Origin of the sequence: Salmonella enterica subsp. diarizonae (genome assembly GCF_008692785.1) — a bacterium.
Lineage (GTDB): Bacteria > Pseudomonadota > Gammaproteobacteria > Enterobacterales > Enterobacteriaceae > Salmonella > Salmonella diarizonae.
Genome location: NZ_VXJV01000004.1, coordinates 347,667 through 368,011 on the forward strand (window position 1 = coordinate 347,667; position 20,345 = coordinate 368,011).

The window sequence follows — 20,345 nt, forward strand, 5'->3', positions numbered from 1 at the left end:
ATGGATAAAATAATTTTCTGTCATCGCTCTGCTGGATATGGTTCTTCCCTGCTATTGGCGGTGTTTTCATTATCTTTTATTTCCAGCTCAGTGAATGCGGCTATTTCGACTGATTGTCCTGGTGGAGCTACTCGATATTGTACAAGCAAAGTAATCAATGCTGATACTGAAGGATACATAGATAAGTCACCTGTGATATTTATGGGAGATACAAGCCTTACTGTTTCTGCCAGCCAGGCCTTTAATAATAACAAAGGCACCTATGAGTTCAGAGAGAATACGCATGTAAAAGTCAACGCCGAGTCAGGATTAAATGGCGGTACATACACGCTAAGAGGCGGAAGTACACCAGGGAAAGTTGAAATCGATATCAATGCCAGTTCTGGTATAAACAATGCCAAGTTAACTGCTCTCGCTGGTAGTAATGGCGTAGTCAATGCCAATACTGAAAAAGCAATTAATGGCGGTAGTCAGATATTCAATGCTGGAACAACACTAAACATCAATGCAGCCGATGGCGTATTTAACAGCACGGGACTGACATTCACAGATGCGACACTTAATTTAAACGCATCCGATGCCTTTAGTAAAAATACGATGTCCTCTGGTAAAGTTGGCAGTGTTAAAGGAACGTCAACGGTTAATATCAATGCCACGGGGGGAATGTCTGGTGGGCAGTTAAACATTCAGGATTCCAGCGAGGTCAATGTGACTGGAAACGGTAGTGTCACTGGAGGCACGTTACTGTTCACTGGGAGTTCAGTATTAAATGCGAATACTGCTAATGCTATCGCGGGAGAAACGAATAATACGAATAAACAGATATTTCAATCTGGTACGACAATGAATGTGAATGCAGCCACGGCACTCAGTGGTGGCAATCAAACATTTAACGATGCAACATTAAATGCCAATGCCAGTCAAGGTATAAGTGGTGGATATCAGATCCTGGCAAAAAACTCAGTCCTGAATACAGAAGCAGATCAGGCTATTATTGGAGGACAAATAAAATTACAGGATAATGCAGTATTTAATGCTAACGGTAAATCAACAATTACCGGGGGGATACAAAATTTTAACGATAATAGTATATTAAATGCCAATGGCGAAGATACCCTGTCTGGAGGCAGCCAGAATTTTAGTGGAAACAGCATCCTGAATGGCAACAGTAAAGGGGCGATTTCCGGTAACAGCAAACAAATATTTAGTAACAATGCTATATTTAACGCCAATATCAGCCAGGCAGTTACTGGTGGCACATCTACCACATTTAAAGACGATGCTGTCATGAACATTTCAGCACAGCATGGTGTGGATGGCGGAAATTTATTATTTGATGGTAATTCGACATTAAACATTAATACTGCAGATGCCATTAATGGTGGCGAGCAGCGTTTTAAAGGGAATTCACTGATAAATCTGAATCATGAAAACTCGTTATATAATACAACATTGAAACTAGAAGGAAATGCCAGTGTCAATATAAACGCGGATAATGCTTTGAATTATACTGACCATATCGTTTTTTCAAAAACATATGACACTACAACAGGCAGTATACTGGATGTTAACGGACACTCCCTAACCATTGGTAGTATCAGTGGTAATGATACCAATGCGGTAATCAAAAATAGTAGTGCTCAGGATGCCATTCTGACTACCGGTTTGTATGATTATGGTGTGTTTGCCGGGCAAAGTTACCAATATGATTCTTTTCTACAGCGTGGCGCGATGCGTGCAGATGCTGTCGTCAGCAGCGCATTGGGAGATATTACCCGTCAGGCTGGACTGGCGCTAATACCACAGTTTGCTGACAGACTCGTTCCGGAACCCAGTGGAATGGCCCAAAATGGCCAAGGGATTTGGGTACGTACCCTTTACGGACAACAGGAAAATCAAGGTGACGGAGCCACAAATGCGGCATGGAATGGCCACGTAAAAGGTATCCAAATTGGGGCTGATTTATGGCCTGCTGATGAAGACAGCAGTCATAAACTGGGTGTTTATGTGGGTTATCTCGACAGTAATGCTAATGTATCGGGCAAAACCATTTACACCTCGAATGCCCAGCTTGGAAGCTACCAGCTCAATACTTACGCTACAGGTTTATACTGGCGTTATACAGCAACCCAGGGCTGGTACACAAACACCACTTTACAACTAGCCCGGTATTCTGGACAGGTAGAATCGAATAACAGTACACGTAAACCTGATATTCATGGTCGTGGGCAGATTCTGGCTTTTGAAGCGGGCTATCCGCGAGTACTAAATGAGGCGCTGACACTGGTGCCACGAATTTCTGTATCCTGGCAGAAAGTTAAATTAGATGACTATCGTTATGATGATTTAAACGTTAATAACGATCTGGATAATCAGTTAACCGCCTCCGCTGGAGCTCGTTTGTACTGGAATACTATGACGATATCCGGGGTCCAGTGGTCCCCCTTCCTTGATGCAGAGCTGAATAATCAACTGACCGCCAGAGACAGAAATAATGTTACCGTAGGCAGTACGGGATACCAGGATTCATTACTTACATCCTATAATGGTTCTGCTGCAAAAATAAGCGGCGGCGTGACCGTAAAGCTGAATGATTATACAAATTATTATATCAAGGTTGATTATCAAAACGGTCTTAGTGAACGATCCGAAAAGACCTGGCAGGGAACAACAGGGGTCAGTTTATACTGGTAACTATTGGCCATTATTAAATAATTTAAGGAGTGGCGATGAAATATATCATGCTGTTTCTCATGGTAATAATGCTAAATGCATGTGAATCAGCTCAAAATTTTAAACGTCCAGAATTATCTCAACAAAACTGTGATACATGTAACATTGATGATGCTGACAGCCCAATCTTTGATGATTAATACGCAAAATCCATGTTAATGCTTACCTTGCGGAACACCCTTATCAAGGTGCTCCGCAAGCGAAGGCGGGCCTTTTTACCCGCCCTTCGCTTCATACATGCGAGCGAACCAGACACTCATGCCTTGCCTCATCTTAAACGGAAGATAGAAGCTGCTATGCAATGCTTAAAGCGTGCCAGAAAATTCGTCTACCTCATCTTTATCGATAATATTGCCCCATGCCTCCCTCATGCCTGAACTGGCATCGTATACAATATTTATTCACTTTGTGAATTTGAAACTAAAGCTCACCTGTCCATGAGTTCTTCTTTCATTCCATTGCCTCGTTGCCATACCAGCACACTAAAACTTAAGGTGAGCTTATTATTTTTATCGACGGATCAGAACAATCCTTCGCCGGTCATACAGTGTTTCCGCAGAGAGCTGCAAATCATATTTCTCGTTCTTCCGTTTTCGCGATTTAAGCATTTTCATCGTAACGCCACTTATTTGCCCAGTTTCAATCCGTCTCTTGATTTCGGCAGCGCTTAACATGAGTTGCTTCTTCAAAATCGACTGCAGGCTGACCTGAAAAGAACGGGAAATCCTGACGCTAACACTGACCTGCTTGTGGGAGGCGATACTGACCAGCCACCGTTCCTGAATGTGAAAATCAGGCTGCCCCGATAATTCAGCATTGTTTCGCTTCAGGATCGCGCTGTCATAAGCAAAATATTGCACCGTGGCAGCATCATTCGCCATCAGTAGGCAATAAAGATCGCGGTTAATTTTGTTGACTGGCAGGCGCGAGAACAAGGAGATATTCCAGGTGTAATCGCAGTGTGTGCATTTATAGATACTCCAGACATCGAGTACCTTCTTTTGCGAATTAACCCGAAATGCCCCAGAAGGCGTGAAGTCCCGTTTTACGCTGCATGAAGGGCAACGTTTCGCTATGCGCTGATACCCCACAGGAGTGACAGTCCATATGACTTTCATAACGTACCTTTTTTAACCCATACAAAACCGGATCCGAACTCAGCGGACCATAAGTGTTTGTGTATGAAAAATATTTAAGTGATATTTTTCAGTGGGTTAAAAAAATATTTCCAACGCAACAACCCTGTCTACGGCTAAAAAGATACGTCGAGATTATCAAAGCGGCCATTATCGGGTATATGAGTTTAATCAATATTCATTATGGTAGCGGCGGGATCTATTTAACTGGCACGCTAAACGCCATGATCCTCCCTTCGGATCACACTTTTCACTCCCGGTTATTCACTGACAGAAATCGAGTGTTATCATTCACTACGTAAATACTTTTCAACTCAACCCGAGGCTTTGATGCTGGAGAATGTCATCATCCGATAATCAGTTTCCCGACCTTTTCAGGCCGGACTGATTATCAATGCGCCGAAATCGAATGCGGACACCGCAGTGTGTTTGCACGTTTTGCATATGATGATTAAACAGGTTCTTCAGTATGAATTTATCCCGTCAGGAACAACGTACCTTACACGTTCTCGCCAAAGGCGGACGCATTACACACATCCGCGATGCGTCAGGCCGCGTCACCGCCGTTGAGTGCTATAGCCGCGAAGGGCTGTTGCTCGCCGATTGCACGCTCGCTGTATTCAAAAAACTCAAAACCAAAAAGCTGATCAAATCCGTTAACGGTCAGCCCTACCGCATTAATACGACCGGGCTGAACAACGTTCGCGCCCAGCCTGACAATCGCTAAGGAGATGATGATGGATATCAGCGCCGTTATTTTTGCAACGCATCGCATTCGACTATTACCCGATGAAGGCAAAATCCCCTGGGATGAGCCGGCCTTCAGCCAACGCATGCTGGAAAATCATCTGTCGCAGGACCACGACTGGGCCAGCCGCCGGCTAACCGTGATTGAGCAGCAGGTAACATGGATTACCCGTCAGTTACCTGCTGGCGCCTGCATTCTGGATCTCGGCTGTGGCCCCGGTTTTTATACCCGCCTGTTAGCGGAGCGCGGGTTTCACTGCACAGGCGTAGATTTCTCACCGGCATCCATCAAATGGGCTCGCCAGCGGGCGCAGGCCGCAGATCTGAATATTGACTATATTCAGCAGGATATTCGTACATATCACCCCACGGAACCCTTCGATTTCATCATGATGACGTTTGGGGAACTGAATGTCTTTAGCGCTACTGATGCGCAAAGCCTCATCAGTCATTGCGCACAGTGGTTGAAACCGGGCGGCAAACTGCTCGTGGAAGTTCATACCTTCGATGAAGTTAAACGCCAGGGCATGGCGCAAGCAAGCTGGCAGCGTTGCCCGCACGGTCTGTTCCTTGCCGAGCCTCATCTGCTGTTAACGGAAAATGCCTGGGATGAAGAGGCCCAAACCAGCTCAACGCAGTTCTGGGCGATAGCGGAAAACGGCGGTACCACCCGTTTCGGTAGCCAAATGAAGGCCTGGCGCGATGATGAATGTATCAGCCTGCTTGGTGACGCTGGTTTCACTGTGTTGCAGCGTCCGGACAGTCACACCTGGCCAGTCGGCGAGACTTTTGCAGGCAAGCTGTTTGCGCTGCTGGCTGAAAAAACAACTCCCACTGAGAGAATCTCCCTCAGTAAAAGGAATAAACCAATGGATATCCCACGTATTTTTACCATTAGCGAAAGCGAACACCGTATCCATAACCCGTTTACACCGGAAAAGTACGCCACACTGGGCCATGTGTTACGCATGAAGCCAGGCATGCGGATTCTCGATCTCGGTAGCGGCTCGGGTGAGATGCTCTGCACCTGGGCTCGCGATTACGGTGTTACTGGTACTGGCATTGACATAAGCCCGCTCTTCACCACACAGGCAAAGCAACGTGCAGAAGAACTCGGCGTTAGCGAATACGTACATTTTATTCATAACGACGCGGCTGGTTACATTGATGAGGAAAAATATGACGTGGCGGCCTGCATAGGCGCTACCTGGATTGCGGGCGGTGTCGCGGGGACAATAGATCTGCTGACCAAAAGCCTCAAGCCTGGCGGGATCATTCTCATCGGTGAACCGTACTGGCGTCAGGTCCCCGAAACGGAAGAGAGCGCTCATGCCTGTGGCGTCTCATCCGTCGCCGATTTTCGCCCCCTGCCCGAGCTTGTCGCCTTTTTCGACCAACTCGACTATGACGTGGTGGAAATGGTGCTGGCAGATCAGCAAGGCTGGGACAGATATGAAGCCGCGAAGTGGATGACCATGCGCCGCTGGCTGGAGGAAAACCCTGATGATGAGTTTGCGCAAGAGGTTCGAACTGAACTGACGGTAGCGCCCAAACGTCACGTCACCTGGACGCGGGAATACTTTGGCTGGGGCATATTTGCGTTAATCGCGCGATAAAGTGGTGCAGGAGGTATAGCCTACAAGGGGTATACCTCCATTTAAAAGTATTCAACAAATTAACGCTGCTCAAGGCTGGAATATATCGTTTTAATTTCACCATTAAGCTTCCACCACGATATGCCGCAAGACGTGCAAGCGAGGCATCTAACCTGATGAGCAGAAACTCCATCAATAAGGCGTTGCGCATGTTGCGCATGTTGCGCATGTTGCGCATGATAGCCTATCGCGCTAGCAGTGCCTGGATTATCCCTTTCGTTTCTCTTTTCTTATGCGTTATTGCTGCGATTCAATTTTTAAGAATAAAAAAGAACCAGAAGAAAATTAGGAAATGGTTTATCCACAATATTAATTATTGTTAAAGTTAAAGCAATCCCCCGTAAAATCCGGATATTTTTATTTCTCATAGACGAGAATTTATATATTATGATATAATAAGATGGAGAACATGTAGGTTATTAACCTGCCCGTAATGTAAATGAATTTTTGAGGAGATGTTTCCAGTGGGACGTAAATGGGCCAATATTGTTGCTAAAAAAACGGCTAAAGACGGAGCAACGTCTAAAGTATATGCAAAATTCGGTGTAGAAATATATGCTGCTGCTAAACAAGGTGAACCAGACCCAGAATCAAACTCATCTTTAAAATTCGTTATTGAACGTGCGAAACAAGCACAAGTTCCAAAACACGTTATTGATAAAGCCATTGATAAAGCCAAAGGTGGCGGAGATGAAACGTTCGTGCAAGGGCGCTATGAAGGCTTTGGACCAAATGGTTCAATGGTTATCGCTGAAACGTTGACTTCTAATGTTAACCGCACGATTGCTAATATCCGCACAATTTTCAATAAAAAAGGCGGGAATATCGGAGCGGCAGGTGCTGTCAGCTATATGTTTGACAATACTGGAGTAATTGTATTTGAAGGAACAGACCCTGACCATATTTTTGAAATTTTGATTGATGCTGAAGTTGATGTTCGTGATGTAACCGAAGAAGAAGGAAACATCGTTATTTATACTGAATCTACAGACCTACACAAAGGAATTGCAGCTCTAAAAGCAGTTGGAATTACTGAATTCTCAACAACAGAATTAGAAATGATTGCTCAATCAGAAGTTGAACTTTCACCAGAAGATTTAGAAATCTTTGAAGGACTTATTGATGCCCTTGAAGATGATGATGATGTTCAAAAAGTATATCATAACGTTGCAAATCTCTAATTATAAATTAAACAAATCTGTCACTATGGCAGATTTGTTTAATTTATAAAGTTGTTATAAAAAAGTATATCTTGGACTGACCCCACCCCGGTAGACGATCCTGCCCTATAGTTGGACTGAGCGTCAGACTCTAAATGAGACGCTTACAAAATGATTTACGAACTAATCTTTTGAATCCCTATATAAAATATAAAGCCTCAATCCAAAAGATGAGGCTTTATGTGAGGTAGATTAAATATCCCATCAGCTCGTTAACTGAGTTTGCAAGCATCTCTGATAGGCGTCTGTTATTTTTAAATCATAGCGATTTTGTGCATATCCCGGGCCGTTGTAGCGCTTGGCGAAGCTGGCCCAGTCTTTATTTTGCAAATAAAAATTGAGATTATTCGTCGCCATGAATTGGCAAAAAGCCTCCAACTGCTCGTGATTGCCGCGACTTTGCGCCGCGACAAAATCTTCAACCGAGTGAAACCCACATAAGGCAAAATTAAATCCCATGATCTGGAATGCACCCCATGACGTAGAGCAGAGCGCGGCTTCACGGTGGAGGCTCATTGCCGTCTCCAGACGCGCATGCTCTTTCTCTCCTCCCAGATAGTGCTACGCCGTCCATTGCCGATAAATAATGGAGGGAAAGCTGGCAGCAAGAATCTCGGGTTGATAGCGGCGTTTTGCCAGCTCACGCCAGAAAATATGCCCCTCAAATAAGATCTTTGGCCTCCCGGAAGGGAGAAAGCCCTGCCCTGACGACTCCACGGTACAAACTGCCTGTAGCGCACAGGGCTCAATCTGTAGCCGTCTGGCAGCAGTGACGATCTCCTCCCAGCTAATTTTATCCCGAACAGACTTCTGGTTTAGAGGGGCAGACCGTTCACCTATTACCATGTCATTTCTCCGTTACTCACTGGATTCGTTCCTTGGGATGTACATTTGCAAGGTCTCCCGGTTATAGGTTTTGTTGTAGTCGTCGAGCATGGACTGGAAGTTTTTAATGAAATCCAGGATTGATATGTAGTCGCCGTTAGCGTTGCGCACTTCGCTGAGGGTCATACTTTCGTCCGCCGGCGTAGCCTCCAGGTAATAGCCAAGAATTTGCGGGCTGGTAAAGCGTACGGTGACGCTGTTTGCCGAAGAGGTTGCGCGCGAGTTGCTACTAGCGGAGCTGGACGATGAGGACGAACTGCCGCCAAAGATAAAGAAGCCGCCGCCGCTCGAAGAGTGATCTTCCACACTCTGGGCAAAGCTGCTCGACATTGCCTGGTCGGAGGAAAATTTAATGGTAACGTCGCGGGCAATGATAAATGCAACCGGGAAGCACGGGAAAACGCAGTCGTTCATTGCATTAAAACGCGTTTCCTGGAACGGTTTGCCTTTTTGATTCGGGGCGATTTTTTTGCTGGACGTGTTGTACATATCTTTGGTGAGCAGGAATACGCCGGGGTTAAACCATTCCCGGCCAATGCTTACCTTCGCAATTGACATCCCAATCTGAATTTTGACATTTCTGGTCTCGGACTCGCGGCTGTCTATGGACTCCCGGTGCGAACGGCTGCTGCTGTATCCGCCGAAGAAGAAAGATGAGCGATACGAGGACTCAGAGGCCGAGCTGGCGCTACTAGATTTCTGGCTGACCGACGCCATCGTTGACTCAATCAATACCTGAGTGAAACCGTTAGGCACAGCGTTCGGCGTGACATCGCTGCCATCTATTGGCTTGCTGGCCTGCTGCATCACCGACGCCAGGCTAATTTGTTGCCGTACTGCGGCAATATCGTCCTCCGTTCTTTTAAGCTGTGTCTGCAGTGGTAAGAGCATTGACTTGTACTGAGTCAGGTTTTTTGCCTCGAAATACTTCATTGCGCTTTCGGTGGCGTTTTGGGCAGCCAGAATTAATTCGTCCTGTGCCTGCATGCACTTGCTGGCGTTGTCTGTTAATGCGGTAATGACTTTTCCTGCCACCTCTGGATCAACATTGAGGATCCTGGACGTGGTACCCGCAAGCGCTTTGCTTTTGTCCTTATCATTGGAGCGCCCAACAATATCGACAACCAGCTTTAGGGTATCGTTTGTGATGGCGCTATAGACCTTAGTGACTGCCTCTTGAGCCGTTGTAAGCTCCTTCTTCGCAGCGTCCTGCTTATCCTTGAGATCTTTCAGCATCGCCGGGTCAGGAAGAATATTCAGGAACGAGTCGATCGTCATGGATAAATTGCTGCGCTGCACCAACAGCACGGAGAGCTGCTGCGCCAGCGCCGCAGGGCTTTCTAACAGATCGATAGGGGTGAACGACGTATCCAGTAGGTTGAACCAGTTTTCCGGATACAGTGTTACCGGGTAGACGTATCCACCATCGGGGTTGAGCTTTTGTACGTTAGCCAGCGTTTGCCGGGCCTCGGCAATTTCACGCCCTGCGCCGCTGTCGAGGATCCCGGTAATAATCTCCATATCGCCCGGTGAGAAAACGTTGAGCACTTTCCCCAGCTTCTCTTGCACCTTCAGCAACTGAGACTCGGCGGTGGTCTCATACCAGTCGAGATAGTCGTTTTGTTTGCTGCGATTGGTTTCCTTCGTTTCGCCGGGGTATTTGGCATCCAGCTCGGCTTTTTTCTCTAGCTGAACTTTGGCCCAGGCCTGTTTGGCATCAACGTATTCGCTATACAAGCGGTAGAAGACCTGCTGAAGCGTGAAGCCGGTGGTTAACCCGTCGCCAAAATTATACGGATAGGGGGTCATCAGAACTTTACGCAACTTTGATTTTGCATCAAACAGCTTGCCATTCAGCTGCGGCGTCAACATATCCAGCGCGCTTTTATACTGCGTTTGCAGGTGACGGCCATTGTCAGAGCCGGTCATCGTACAGGCATCAAATAGCCGGTTAACCAGCTTTGATTCGTTGGCTTCAACTAACGGCGGTTTCGGCTGGTTGTTTTCAATATCGTAACTGTAGAGATTTTTATCAATTTGCATGCCGGGAAGGCTCATGCAGAAAAATTGATTAGGGTTATTTCCGCCGATAACCGAGGTGATTTTTTCATAAAGCTGATCGGCAAAACTTGGCACCTCTCCAGCATTATCCAGTGCCGCGCTTAGCCTTGGGGCAGCTTCGGTCATTGAAATAGTTGTTGTGGTAGAGGTAACCTGTTGGCTTGATTCATTAATATGTGATTGTTGGTTGTCGCTATGTGTTTCATCCATAATGATTAATACTCCTGAATAATAAAATAATCGTTAAGTATCTACAAACACGAGAGGTATCCAATAATAATTAAATGATGACAATTCCAACCGGGACTAAGTTACTGTAAGCACGCATTAAATCACCCGGAGATACAAACATATTATTATTCGCCTGCAGAGCAGTCAGCGGGTGATAATTTTTTTCTGCGGTATCAATATTTATCAGTGCAGCATGGGCTTCGGCAAACTGATAAATAGATTCTGCCAGTGCCTCGGTCATCGAAGGGGCTGGTTGATTTGTATTATCCAAAAAGGCATCGTGCAATGCTTCGCACAGCGCTTCATCGCTGGCGGTTTCCGGCGCGCTTGCCGTATCGTATTCGGAGAAAACCGGCTGATGCTGCTTCATCCAACTAGTTGCTTTATCTAACAACGTTTCGCCAAACGCGGAGTCTGTCAGAGAGGTCTGGCGGAACTGCAGGCGGAATGGGCTACCCGCGTCGTCAAAGCATTGGGCGACGAACTGCGAGCACACCATCGGGTGTTTACCCGGTGTCTGATGCTGTTGAATGTAGTGGGTAATGGTTGCCGTGAGCTTTTTCAGAATTCGGATTATCACCTGTTGTTTCTGGCTGCTAATGGAGAATTTCTTATACATCAGCAGCAGGCCAACCATATAGAGCCCGGCGTGATCGTAAGGCTCCTGATTATTCAGGTGTCGTCTGGCGGCATTAATAACCGGATTAAGCGGCGAGGTGCTGGTATGGCGATAAACATAGATGGTGCGGCCATGAAAACGTTTTTGTGCTGAGCTTTCAGAAACCTGCGGCGGCGTTTCTTCAATAATAGTGGGGGGTGCCTCATTAAAATAAAGTGCAGCATGGCTGACAGGAGCATCGGTTAAGAAAGTGATGGCCCATGAAATAAAACTTTTTTTTCAGGCGAGAAAAGCAATACGTCTGCAGGACGTAGCTCGCTTAGCAATAGCATTTTCATATAAATTCCTTTTCATACAGATATCTATTAAGGCAGGAGACTTATAGTCTAGTCTTAATTATTTGAAAGGAACTGTGATGTAAATCATATTTAACTGTAGTAGAAAATTTTATCAATATCCGCACGATGGAGGCTGTGATTAAAATTGTGTAATTGCCTGTTTTTGATATGTTCACTCCAACAACGGAGACCGGCAAATTATGGACGAAAAGAGACTCAAAGCGCTCGCTGCTTAACTGGCTAAAGGCCTTAAAACCGAAGCCGACCTCAATCAGTTTTTCCGTATGCTGACGGAATTAACCGTCGAAGCGGCACTCAATGCGGAATTGACTGACCATCTCGGGCATGAGAAAAATGCGCCCAAAACAGGCTCAAACACCCGCAATGGCTATTTATCAAAAACGTTGCTGTGCGATGACGGCGAGATAGAACTGAATACGCCGCGCGATCGTGAAAACACCTTCGAACCACAGCTGATTAAGAAGCACCAGACGCGTATCACGCAGATGGATAGCCAGATTTTATCCCTCTACGCCAAAGGCATGACTACCCGCGAAATCGTCACCACCCTCAAAGAAATGTACGACGCAGATGTATCACCTACGCTGATATCTAAAGTCACCGATGCCGTAAAAGAGCAGGTTACTGAATGGCAAAATCGGCAACTGGATGCGCTGTATCTCATTGTTTATATGGACTGTATTGTTGTTAAAGTTCGTCAGAATAGCAGTGTGATAAACAAAGAAGGCCGGACTCGAACCGGCACGTATTTCTACGGTTGATTTTGAATCAAAAACAAGCAGATAAGATAACTAATTCATAAGTCAGCGTTTTTCATTAAGGCCTTTTTCAACAAGAAAGGCACTGGTTATGAAACACGCAAATCCCCCTGTTTTATCCACGCTCGTCGCTGCAATTCTTTCCACCAAAGGCGGCGTAGCAAAAACCACGGATACCGCCAATCTTGGCGGCTGGCTTGCCGATCAGGGGCTGAAAGTCCTGATGATTGACGCCGATATCCGTCAGCCAACCCTCAGCAGCTACTACCCTCTCGACTACGAAGCTCCCGGCGGGATCTACGAGCTTATCGCGCATAATGAGCTGGATCCCGTGATGATCATCTCGCACACCGCCATTCCCGGCCTGGATATCATTATCTCCAACGATCCGCGCGGCGAGCTGATGAGCCTGCTTCAGGCCGCGCCGGACGGCGTGATCCGTCTGCGCCATCTGGTACGCCAGATCCCCGGCTACGACATCATCCTGATCGATACCATCGGCGCACGCACCATCGCGTTGGAAATGGTCCTGCTGGCAAGCGATCTGGTGGTCTCTCCGGTGCTGCCGGAAATGCTCTCCGCACGCGAGTTCCTGCGCGGTACGCTACAAATGTATCAGGATCTCCAGCCCTTTACCCGCTACGGCATCCCATTACCACCGCTAAAGGCCGTGATTAATAAACTCGACCACACCAACGACGCCCGGGAGATCCACCACAACCTGCTCCAGGTATTGCAGCATAAACAACAGGAGCAGGAACTGCTGGTTCCTACCGATATCCTGACGACCCCGGTTTACGCCAGCGTGGCTTACCGCCGGGCGGCGTCGCTGGGAATGCCGGTGCATCGGCTGGATGCCGCCAGACCGAAAGGACGCACAACCCCCTGTGCTGCCGAAACTATGCGCTCGCTGGCCGAGGAACTGTTCCCGCAGTTTATTTCTCTGCCATCCCTGAATAGGGAGGGCATCGCATGAAACGGAAAATCTGGCGGGCATTTTGCTCTTATTACGCCCAACGCCCCTTTGAGAAAGATGATGAAGTACTCGTGTACTTTGAAGCCGCCGACCGTGAAGAGGCGCGGGAAACCCTGCCGGTGTTAATGTCGCTACTCTGGCATATTCCACCGGAAAAAGTGGACTGCTACAACCTGGAGGATGAAGACGAGCTGCGTGATAACTCCGGCTCGGAGACTGCCCCAAGAGACTGGCCGCTGTTTGAAATCGGCTGGTCCCGCAATAAACCGCTCTACTCCAGCGATTTACCGCTATTGCTGCTGCCACCGCATCAGCAAACCCGACAGTGGGAAGCCTTTGTGGCCTGTCAGGAGGGAAATCGCGATGACTAAGCGCAAACGGCCACAACCTCCCCACTCCGTCGAAGCGGAACAATCGGTGCTCGGCGGCCTGATGCTGGATAACAATCGCTGGGATGACGTCGCCACGCAGATTTCCGCGCAGGACTTCTTTATCTCAGCGCACCGTACCATCTATAGCCATATGCAGGCCCTGATCGAGCAGGGAAACCCTATCGACCTGATCACCCTGAGCGAATCGCTGGAACAGCAGGAACGGCTCGAACAGGTGGGCGGCTTCGCCTATCTGGCTGAGCTGTCAAAAAACACGCCCAGCGCCGCCAATATCATTCCCTACGCGCAATACATTGCCAGCTACGGTGAACTGCGCCAGCTTCTGTTATTAGGAAATGAACTGAGCGATATGGCAGGCCAGCCGCGCAACAATGTGGCCGATGTACTGGCCTTTGCCGAGCAAAAGCTGTTTGCCATTGCCCAGTCGCATCAGGACGGCGGCCTGACCGATATCAGCGCCTGCTTTGACAGCGTGCTGGCAGGTATCGCTCAACGCTATGAGGCTGAACGCGGTAGCCTCAGCGGCACGCCGTCCGGGCTGGAACAGCTCGATGCGCTGACCTGCGGTTTCCAGCCTGCCGATCTGATTATCGCCGCCGCTCGCCCCTCCGTCGGCAAAACCGCCTTCGCCCTGACGCTGTGCGTCAACGCGCTGATGCTGCTCCCCGCGCAGCCGGTGCAAATCTACAGCATGGAAATGTCGGCAGAACAACTGTTGCTCCGGCTGGTTTCGCTGCTCGGACGCGTCTCGCAAGCCCGGCTACGTAGCGGCGATCTGAGCGATGATGACTGGCAGCAGATCGGCATTAGCGCCAACGTTCTAACGACAGAATGGAAAGATCGCCTGCTGCAGGGTAATTTTGAACGGGAACGCTCACCTGACGATCGCTTTGCCGAACCGCTGATGGAAACCGCAATGGTCGTGACGCTGGAACAGCTTCGCCCCTACGATCTCAATCCCCGGCTGATGCGTAACCCCTATTATGACGATATCAAAGCCTCGATCCGCCAGCGTGGGCTGGACACGCCGCCGCCGATCACCCGTCGGCCCGATCAGGACTACTACATCATCGCCAACGGCGGCAATACGCGCTTGTCGATCCTTAATGAGCTGTGGCGCGAAACGCACGATAAACGGTTCTGGCGCATTCATTGCCTGTTCAAACCGTGGGGCGGGACGTCCGAACAGCCAGTGCTGGGCGAACTACGTTGCCTGATCGGCCATCTGGCGGAGAACGATCTGCACGGCAAACTCAGCTTTATCGAGCGAGCGCTGGGGATCAATAAAGCACGGGAGCTGTACCAGCAGGTGCTCTGCCAGCTCTCGCAGCGGGAACTGGCAGAGCACCTGAGAAACGACGGCTACCCGATCCACCAGTCGCATATCAGCCGGATGGAGCAGACGCTGGAGTATCTGCTGCCCTGCATTCCTGAAGTGCTGTACGCCGGAATGGGCCGTCCGCAGGTGGAAAAACTGCTGTCCCTGCGGGCAGCGGCGCTGCAAATCTGGCAACGCCATGCTACCGGGGATACAGGTTCCTTTGAGAGTCTCTTTTCCTCTGCGCTGTCTCTGTTCAACGATCAGCCTGAAGACTTCTTTATAGAACGCGTACAGGATGAGCTGCTGGGGCTGATGAGTCAGGAGCTGAACGTTGATTACAACCTGCTGTTGCTGGACGTCGATCCCTCTGAGCAAAAACGCCAGGCCGTGCTCGGCCCCACGCCGGAACCGCCGCCCTATATTCCACCAGAAGAACCCGAACCACGCCCGGTAACGCGCAGGCGTAAACCTGAAACAGAGGAAGAAGACGTTGGTACGCCAGCCCCTCTGCCTGAGCCAGAAGAAGCAACATCGCTATTGTGTGAAGGGACCGAACCCGTTACGGATATCTGGCGCATCCCACAACTGTGGGATACCACGGAATCCTTACGATCGGCCAGCGATCGCCTGGCGTGGGATTTGGCGGAGCATTACGCCATCGACGACCGGGTAATTTCGGATGCTAACAAAAATGGCATTGGTTTCCGGATGATGCCATTTGCATCAGATCATCCCATGTTCACCCGGCCACAGTCCCGCGCCTGCTGGGCGCTGCTGGCGGCACTCAACGGGATCCCGCTGTCGGAAGATCTGGCCTCTGCACTGACGCCAGGGCTCTTTTTACAACGTGATGCAGACGGCTTCTTCTTCAGCGATGAATTCCTTATTAAAGCATTCCGGCTGATCCGTATTGTCCGCCGGATCAAAGAATTACAGCAGGAGGCACAACATGCTGCCGACGATTAATCAGGCCGTTTTGTCACAGGTGATACAAGCCCTGAAGGACGGCAATGTGCGCTATTGCGAAGCGCTGGGCTTTGACCGCGAAGAGCTGAACGAATTAAACGCCCTGACCTTTGAGGAGTTAATGCACCTGGGCAACACCTCGGCGCAGTTCCTGAAAATCACCATCAACCACGATGTACTGCGCAAGATGCTGGTTCAGGTGCGTCAGGAACAGAAATTCCAGCAACTGGTCGGCCAGGCGGTGCAGCTTGGCGGCTCAATAGCATTAATCAGCCACTACTTCGGGATATCGACCGCTGAAATCAGCGCCCGCCGTCGGCTGATGGGGATCCACGTTCGTCAGGGGCGCAACCAGGTTCCCGGCGAAGAGGAAGAGGCCGCCATCTGGAACCGCTGGCAGGAGATAAAAGTCGATAACATCAACTCCATCCCTGCACTGGAAGCCATGATGCTGCTGGCACAGGAACGTTCGCTCTCGCTGACCGTGGTCTGGAATCTGATCCGGCAGTGGGGAAAAAGCTGAGTGACCGAGGGGAAGATCATGACACCGTATATCCAGGTGCTGATCACTATGACCGGCGACAAACTCCAGCAACGGATGCAGAAGGATCCGGAAACCGCTTCCGATAGCCTGCTGTTTATGGGCAATCAGCATGACACGGTTCCGCGTCGCCTGTTGCAGGATCCGCTGTTATCACCCAGAGACAAATTCGCCTGGCAGGTGATCCGGATGCAGGCGCAGGACAACGGCGGCGCGGTGTTCCCCTCTTACAGCGAATTACAGGTGCAGCTCTCGAACCGTCCGCAGGATGAAAAAGCCTCGCGCAGTACCGTCAGCCGGGCATTGTTGATGCTGCGCCTGACGCGCTGGCTCAGCCTGTGCCATAAGGCGCGGGATCGGGTATCCGGGCGTATCCTCGGGAATGTCTATGCGCTGCATGATGAACCGTTGAGCGTGCTGGATGCCGTGCGTTTCGATGCCAGCTATCTTCATCTGCTGGAACAGTGCTCACGACATGAAAACAAAGCCATTCGCGCTACTGCGCAAGGCATTTTGTACGACATTCGCCAGGACACCAGTCTGCGCTATCTATCCTCGCGTATAGAACTGCTGGAAGAACGCGCCCGCTGGCAGCAGCGCCAGTCTCCTGAGGAGACTAAGCGAGAAACGTCCGGTCTCAATACGGTACCAGGCAAAATTTCACCTGGTACTGAATCGGGACTAAGCCGGAAACCGGGGCCTGACGGCGTAGTCTCAAATCAGGACCCGGCTTCTGTACGTACTGTACCTACAGATCTTTGTAATAGTACTACCGCGCGCGCGAACGACTCACCTCCGAACTGGCCGCCGGAAATTCCGTTAACCCGTTCCGAAAAACAGCTTGTGTTACAGGCCATGCAGAATCTGCCGCCTCCGTTGCGCCAGGACGTACTCGATGATGCAGCCCAGCGCGTTGCCCGTGGCGGCATACAAAACCCGCTGCTCGCCTATCTGCTGGCGACGCTGCGCAAGGCGCAGGACGGTGAGTTTAATCAGTATCGGCGCGGCAAAGCAGCAGTGCCGGAGTTTGTACCGCCTGTGGTTTCAGAGCCGGAAATACCGGCTGAGCCGCGTAAAAAACGGGATATCAGTAAGTTGGTTGCGGAAATTCGGGCGCAGTGTCTGGGGAGCGGCTGATGTTGTGACGGCTTTATCGATTCCTGCTCATATGTTTATAAAAACTGTTTTTATCGACATATGGTCGGAACATGTCGATGGCATAAACATATTTTGGCTATATGTTTAAAAAAATGCATTTTATCGACATATTTCCAGATGCTTAATTTGGGATGCCTAGAGTTGTCAGTATGAATTAATGGATAAGCAGTACTCCATTTTTGATGTTTTTACAGCTTGTAGGCTGTTTTTAGACATTACACCCTACAAGCTGTAAAAGCCGATGCCTTCATGCTTTTCAACTGCATAGTTTAAAAAAATGACAATACAGGTACTTTTAGTACCTAAAAACGAAATAATTTAAACTATCCAGGTACACGACATCGATATGGAAACCACGATGATGCCACTTCATAAAAACGGTTCCCCAGCCTGGATGGGATGGCGAACCATAGCAGCATTAAGGCGTCACGCCAAAGTGCAGTATTTTCAGCTCACCGTATCAATCAGCGCGGACAACAATGCGTTGAAGTTGGTATGTGACTCAATAACATAATCCGTAGATGCTTTATCGCGGATCTCAAAACGGTCATCTGTGAAACTGTAGGCAAACACGGACATGCCATCTTCACCAATCAGTACCTTGTCAGAGAGGTTCGGATCGACATAGATATCGTTGTCGCGTGTTTCAACGTTGCGGATGTAGATATTCGACCATACTGGCTCATCGTTCTCCGCCTGCACCAAGCTGTACAGAGTCAAGCCGTTGTACTCAAGCCCATCCATGATTTCAAACATATCAGAGTAGTCCAGCCGGTGAATCATCAGGCGCTGAATATCCTCAAAAACCTTTCTCTTCTGAGCATCCCACTCAGCAGGGGCTGCTTTGCGCATCAAGTCTGCCATTACATCTGGATCTACTGGGTTGGCTACCGGGTAATTATTGTCAACCAGCAGTGTTTTAAGGATGCCTGGAGTGAAATAACTCTTTAGCTGAGCAGGTAGCAAAGCAGGCATTGCTATTGTTCTTCCTTCCTCGTCGCAAAACTCGACAAGATAGCCTAGTGTCGGGGTATCGAAAACCATAACAATCGTACCAACAGTCCCTTTTACCAGTCCTTCATTCGGTAAATTCTCGCCCAAAACCACAACGTCTAATTCGGCTCTTTTCATTTTATTTTCTCATTTAACGAATATGGTTGTCAGGCGAGGAACTAACGCGTCTGTTTCATACATCCAGCCTGTACGCACGATTGCTGTTTCACCGTTGACGCCTAAAATGGGCATATCGACAGCCATTGTTTGACCATAATTATTTGCCTGCAACACTTTTGCTGGGGCCGATAATACGCCTTCCTGAATTCTTGCTGCTAAAACATCCGCATTAGTTGGGTTGTATCCCAGTGCTGACTCAAACACCCGGGCTTTGTGCCCCCCTGTAGGATGTGTTGAATCTAAAGCATAAGCCGCGAGTTTTTTCGGGTCGATAACGGCGTGTTCGGCGTTCACTAACGTACCGCTCTCAGATGTAAAACCTTTTACATATGGGCTTTCAAAAGTTGGTATTTTACTGAGACTCGATATTTCATCTAGTTCGCTGAGAGGGTTTAACCTGCCCATTGTCAATCCTGCCGCAACGGAGGCACCCGCAATGATTAGACCTTTGTTATTCATGACTTGATCGTAACCCGCTGGAGCATCCCCACCAAGCTGCTGCGCGGTTTCATGAAACCCTTCAATATTACCGTTATACACACCGCTAGCGGCCAGCAGTCGGCCAACAGCTTTACTGTTTAGTGTTTTCTCCGATGGTGCAGTTGTTGGCCCGTAATAATCGTGATGTATACGTTGAGTGGGGGCAGGCTTCCTGCCTTGCCGATCGGCAATTGCGTGCTGGTAGGCACTCGCTATTTCGTCCTTATACCATGCATGCCACGATGAGGCTGTAGGGGTAAAAATCAGATCGCCGTTGTCGTCGATATAAAATGGATTCCTGTCGCTGCTCCAACGCCTGGATGTATCCACACCAACAAGCCAACCAATTTGCAGCTCGTGCTCTACCTCATCATATATGGGATCTGCGTAGCTGCGATGCCTACGCTCATACGGTCGTTGATGTGGGGATATGCTGTATTTTTCTTTGGGAAGGCCAAAAGTGAGACTGTGACCGTTCGCTTCATAAGATAGATCGTAATGTATACACGCCTCTCTCAGCGAGCCTGCTGGCGTGAGAATGTATTGAAAATCTTCAGGGTCTAATTGCCGTGTTAAATCATATGACCGGTAGAGTCGAAACATGTGGAATCCTTATCCTTCCATTTTAGAGGGATTTTCCGCCCCGGCAGATTAATAATCAACCAATGAAATCTCTGAAAATATGACAGCTCATTACCGATGATTGGAACCGCATGGACGCAAGACAAAAGCAGGCTGGTTGTTAGCCTGATGCTGGGATATTCGTTATTTCAATAGTTCCAATGCAGACATATGAACCGCTTCTTAGATAATTCTACAGCCTATAAGCTGTTTTTAAATAATACACCCTACAGGCTGTGAAAAGACGACTTCAGCTAATGCCCCCAACCCATTCACCGAACTGCAACAGGGAAATAATTAAACCTAGCCTCTT

The 20,345-nt window shown here is 48.8% G+C and carries 15 protein-coding genes and 3 pseudogenes; 12 read left to right on the plus strand and 6 right to left on the minus strand.

From position 1 onward, the window contains the following. Both F4V72_RS10750 and F4V72_RS24130 read left to right on the plus strand, forming a co-directional pair. Window positions 1-2,694 carry an autotransporter domain-containing protein gene (locus tag F4V72_RS10750; RefSeq protein WP_150342448.1) on the plus strand — a complete coding sequence of 898 codons (2,694 nt, stop codon included), beginning with the start codon at window positions 1-3 and terminating at the stop codon, window positions 2,692-2,694. Between the two features lie 35 nt (window positions 2,695-2,729). Continuing rightward, a complete protein-coding gene (locus tag F4V72_RS24130; protein WP_001767846.1) occupies window positions 2,730-2,873 on the plus strand; it encodes a hypothetical protein in 144 nt (47 codons plus the stop codon). 369 nt (window positions 2,874-3,242) lie between these two features. Here F4V72_RS24130 and F4V72_RS10755 read toward each other — a convergent pair whose 3' ends face one another. Next, window positions 3,243-3,851 carry a DUF1062 domain-containing protein gene (locus F4V72_RS10755; protein WP_053507648.1) on the minus strand — a complete coding sequence of 203 codons (609 nt, stop codon included), beginning with the start codon at window positions 3,849-3,851 and terminating at the stop codon, window positions 3,243-3,245. A 487-nt stretch (window positions 3,852-4,338) separates the two neighbouring features. On the opposite strand from F4V72_RS10755, the gene F4V72_RS10760 reads away from it, so the two are divergent. From F4V72_RS10760 to F4V72_RS10770, 3 genes are all read left to right on the plus strand, one after another. Further along, entirely contained in the window at window positions 4,339-4,596 is a 258-nt protein-coding gene (locus F4V72_RS10760) for a YjhX family toxin (RefSeq protein ID WP_001054380.1), read from the plus strand. Window positions 4,597-4,600: 4 nt separating this feature from the next. Then, the gene (locus F4V72_RS10765) at window positions 4,601-6,232 is read left to right on the plus strand and encodes a class I SAM-dependent methyltransferase (protein ID WP_136058505.1); all 1,632 of its coding nucleotides are present in this window, start codon (window positions 4,601-4,603) and stop codon (window positions 6,230-6,232) included. Between the two features lie 503 nt (window positions 6,233-6,735). Beyond that, entirely contained in the window at window positions 6,736-7,452 is a 717-nt protein-coding gene (locus tag F4V72_RS10770; protein WP_023247572.1) for a YebC/PmpR family DNA-binding transcriptional regulator, read from the plus strand. A gap of 243 nt (window positions 7,453-7,695) precedes the next feature. On the opposite strand, the pseudogene F4V72_RS24415 reads toward F4V72_RS10770, so the two are convergent. The 3 genes and pseudogenes from F4V72_RS24415 to F4V72_RS10790 all read right to left on the minus strand — a co-directional run bounded on the left by F4V72_RS24415 (window position 7,696) and on the right by F4V72_RS10790 (window position 11,305). Next, window positions 7,696-8,337 (minus strand): annotated as a pseudogene (locus tag F4V72_RS24415) (N-acetylmuramidase family protein). 12 nt (window positions 8,338-8,349) lie between these two features. Further along, window positions 8,350-10,647 (minus strand): hypothetical protein, encoded by a 2,298-nt coding sequence (locus tag F4V72_RS10785; protein WP_053529543.1) that lies wholly within the window; start codon window positions 10,645-10,647, stop codon window positions 8,350-8,352. A 70-nt stretch (window positions 10,648-10,717) separates the two neighbouring features. Beyond that, window positions 10,718-11,305 (minus strand): hypothetical protein, encoded by a 588-nt coding sequence (locus tag F4V72_RS10790; RefSeq protein ID WP_023247574.1) that lies wholly within the window; start codon window positions 11,303-11,305, stop codon window positions 10,718-10,720. Window positions 11,306-11,861: 556 nt separating this feature from the next. On the opposite strand from F4V72_RS10790, the pseudogene F4V72_RS10795 reads away from it, so the two are divergent. From F4V72_RS10795 to F4V72_RS10820, 7 genes and pseudogenes are all read left to right on the plus strand, one after another. Further along, window positions 11,862-12,368, plus strand: a pseudogene (locus F4V72_RS10795) (transposase); the annotation flags it as partial. A gap of 127 nt (window positions 12,369-12,495) precedes the next feature. Continuing rightward, a complete protein-coding gene (locus F4V72_RS10800) occupies window positions 12,496-13,380 on the plus strand; it encodes a ParA family protein (protein WP_114049114.1) in 885 nt (294 codons plus the stop codon). Beyond that, entirely contained in the window at window positions 13,377-13,751 is a 375-nt protein-coding gene (locus F4V72_RS10805) for a hypothetical protein (RefSeq protein WP_136058507.1), read from the plus strand. Before F4V72_RS10800 ends, F4V72_RS10805 begins: the two co-directional genes overlap by 4 nt. Continuing rightward, window positions 13,744-14,583: pseudogene (locus tag F4V72_RS24790) on the plus strand (DnaB-like helicase N-terminal domain-containing protein); the annotation flags it as partial. The gene F4V72_RS10805 and the pseudogene F4V72_RS24790, both read left to right, overlap by 8 nt. Continuing rightward, complete coding sequence (locus F4V72_RS10810) at window positions 14,578-16,059, plus strand: ParB family protein (RefSeq protein ID WP_394355425.1); 1,482 nt, start codon at window positions 14,578-14,580, stop codon at window positions 16,057-16,059. The pseudogene F4V72_RS24790 and the gene F4V72_RS10810, both read left to right, overlap by 6 nt. Next, window positions 16,043-16,582 carry a DUF2857 domain-containing protein gene (locus F4V72_RS10815; RefSeq protein WP_150342449.1) on the plus strand — a complete coding sequence of 180 codons (540 nt, stop codon included), beginning with the start codon at window positions 16,043-16,045 and terminating at the stop codon, window positions 16,580-16,582. Before F4V72_RS10810 ends, F4V72_RS10815 begins: the two co-directional genes overlap by 17 nt. Before the next feature lie 18 nt (window positions 16,583-16,600). After that, window positions 16,601-17,737 carry an STY4528 family pathogenicity island replication protein gene (locus F4V72_RS10820; RefSeq protein WP_136058509.1) on the plus strand — a complete coding sequence of 379 codons (1,137 nt, stop codon included), beginning with the start codon at window positions 16,601-16,603 and terminating at the stop codon, window positions 17,735-17,737. Between the two features lie 468 nt (window positions 17,738-18,205). Here F4V72_RS10820 and F4V72_RS10825 read toward each other — a convergent pair whose 3' ends face one another. Beyond that, a complete protein-coding gene (locus tag F4V72_RS10825; RefSeq protein WP_053529551.1) occupies window positions 18,206-18,889 on the minus strand; it encodes a YrhA family protein in 684 nt (227 codons plus the stop codon). Between the two features lie 9 nt (window positions 18,890-18,898). Next, window positions 18,899-20,014, minus strand: a complete 1,116-nt coding sequence (locus F4V72_RS10830; RefSeq protein ID WP_070789351.1) for a DUF6883 domain-containing protein — start codon at window positions 20,012-20,014, stop codon at window positions 18,899-18,901. Window positions 20,015-20,345 lie beyond the last annotated feature (331 nt).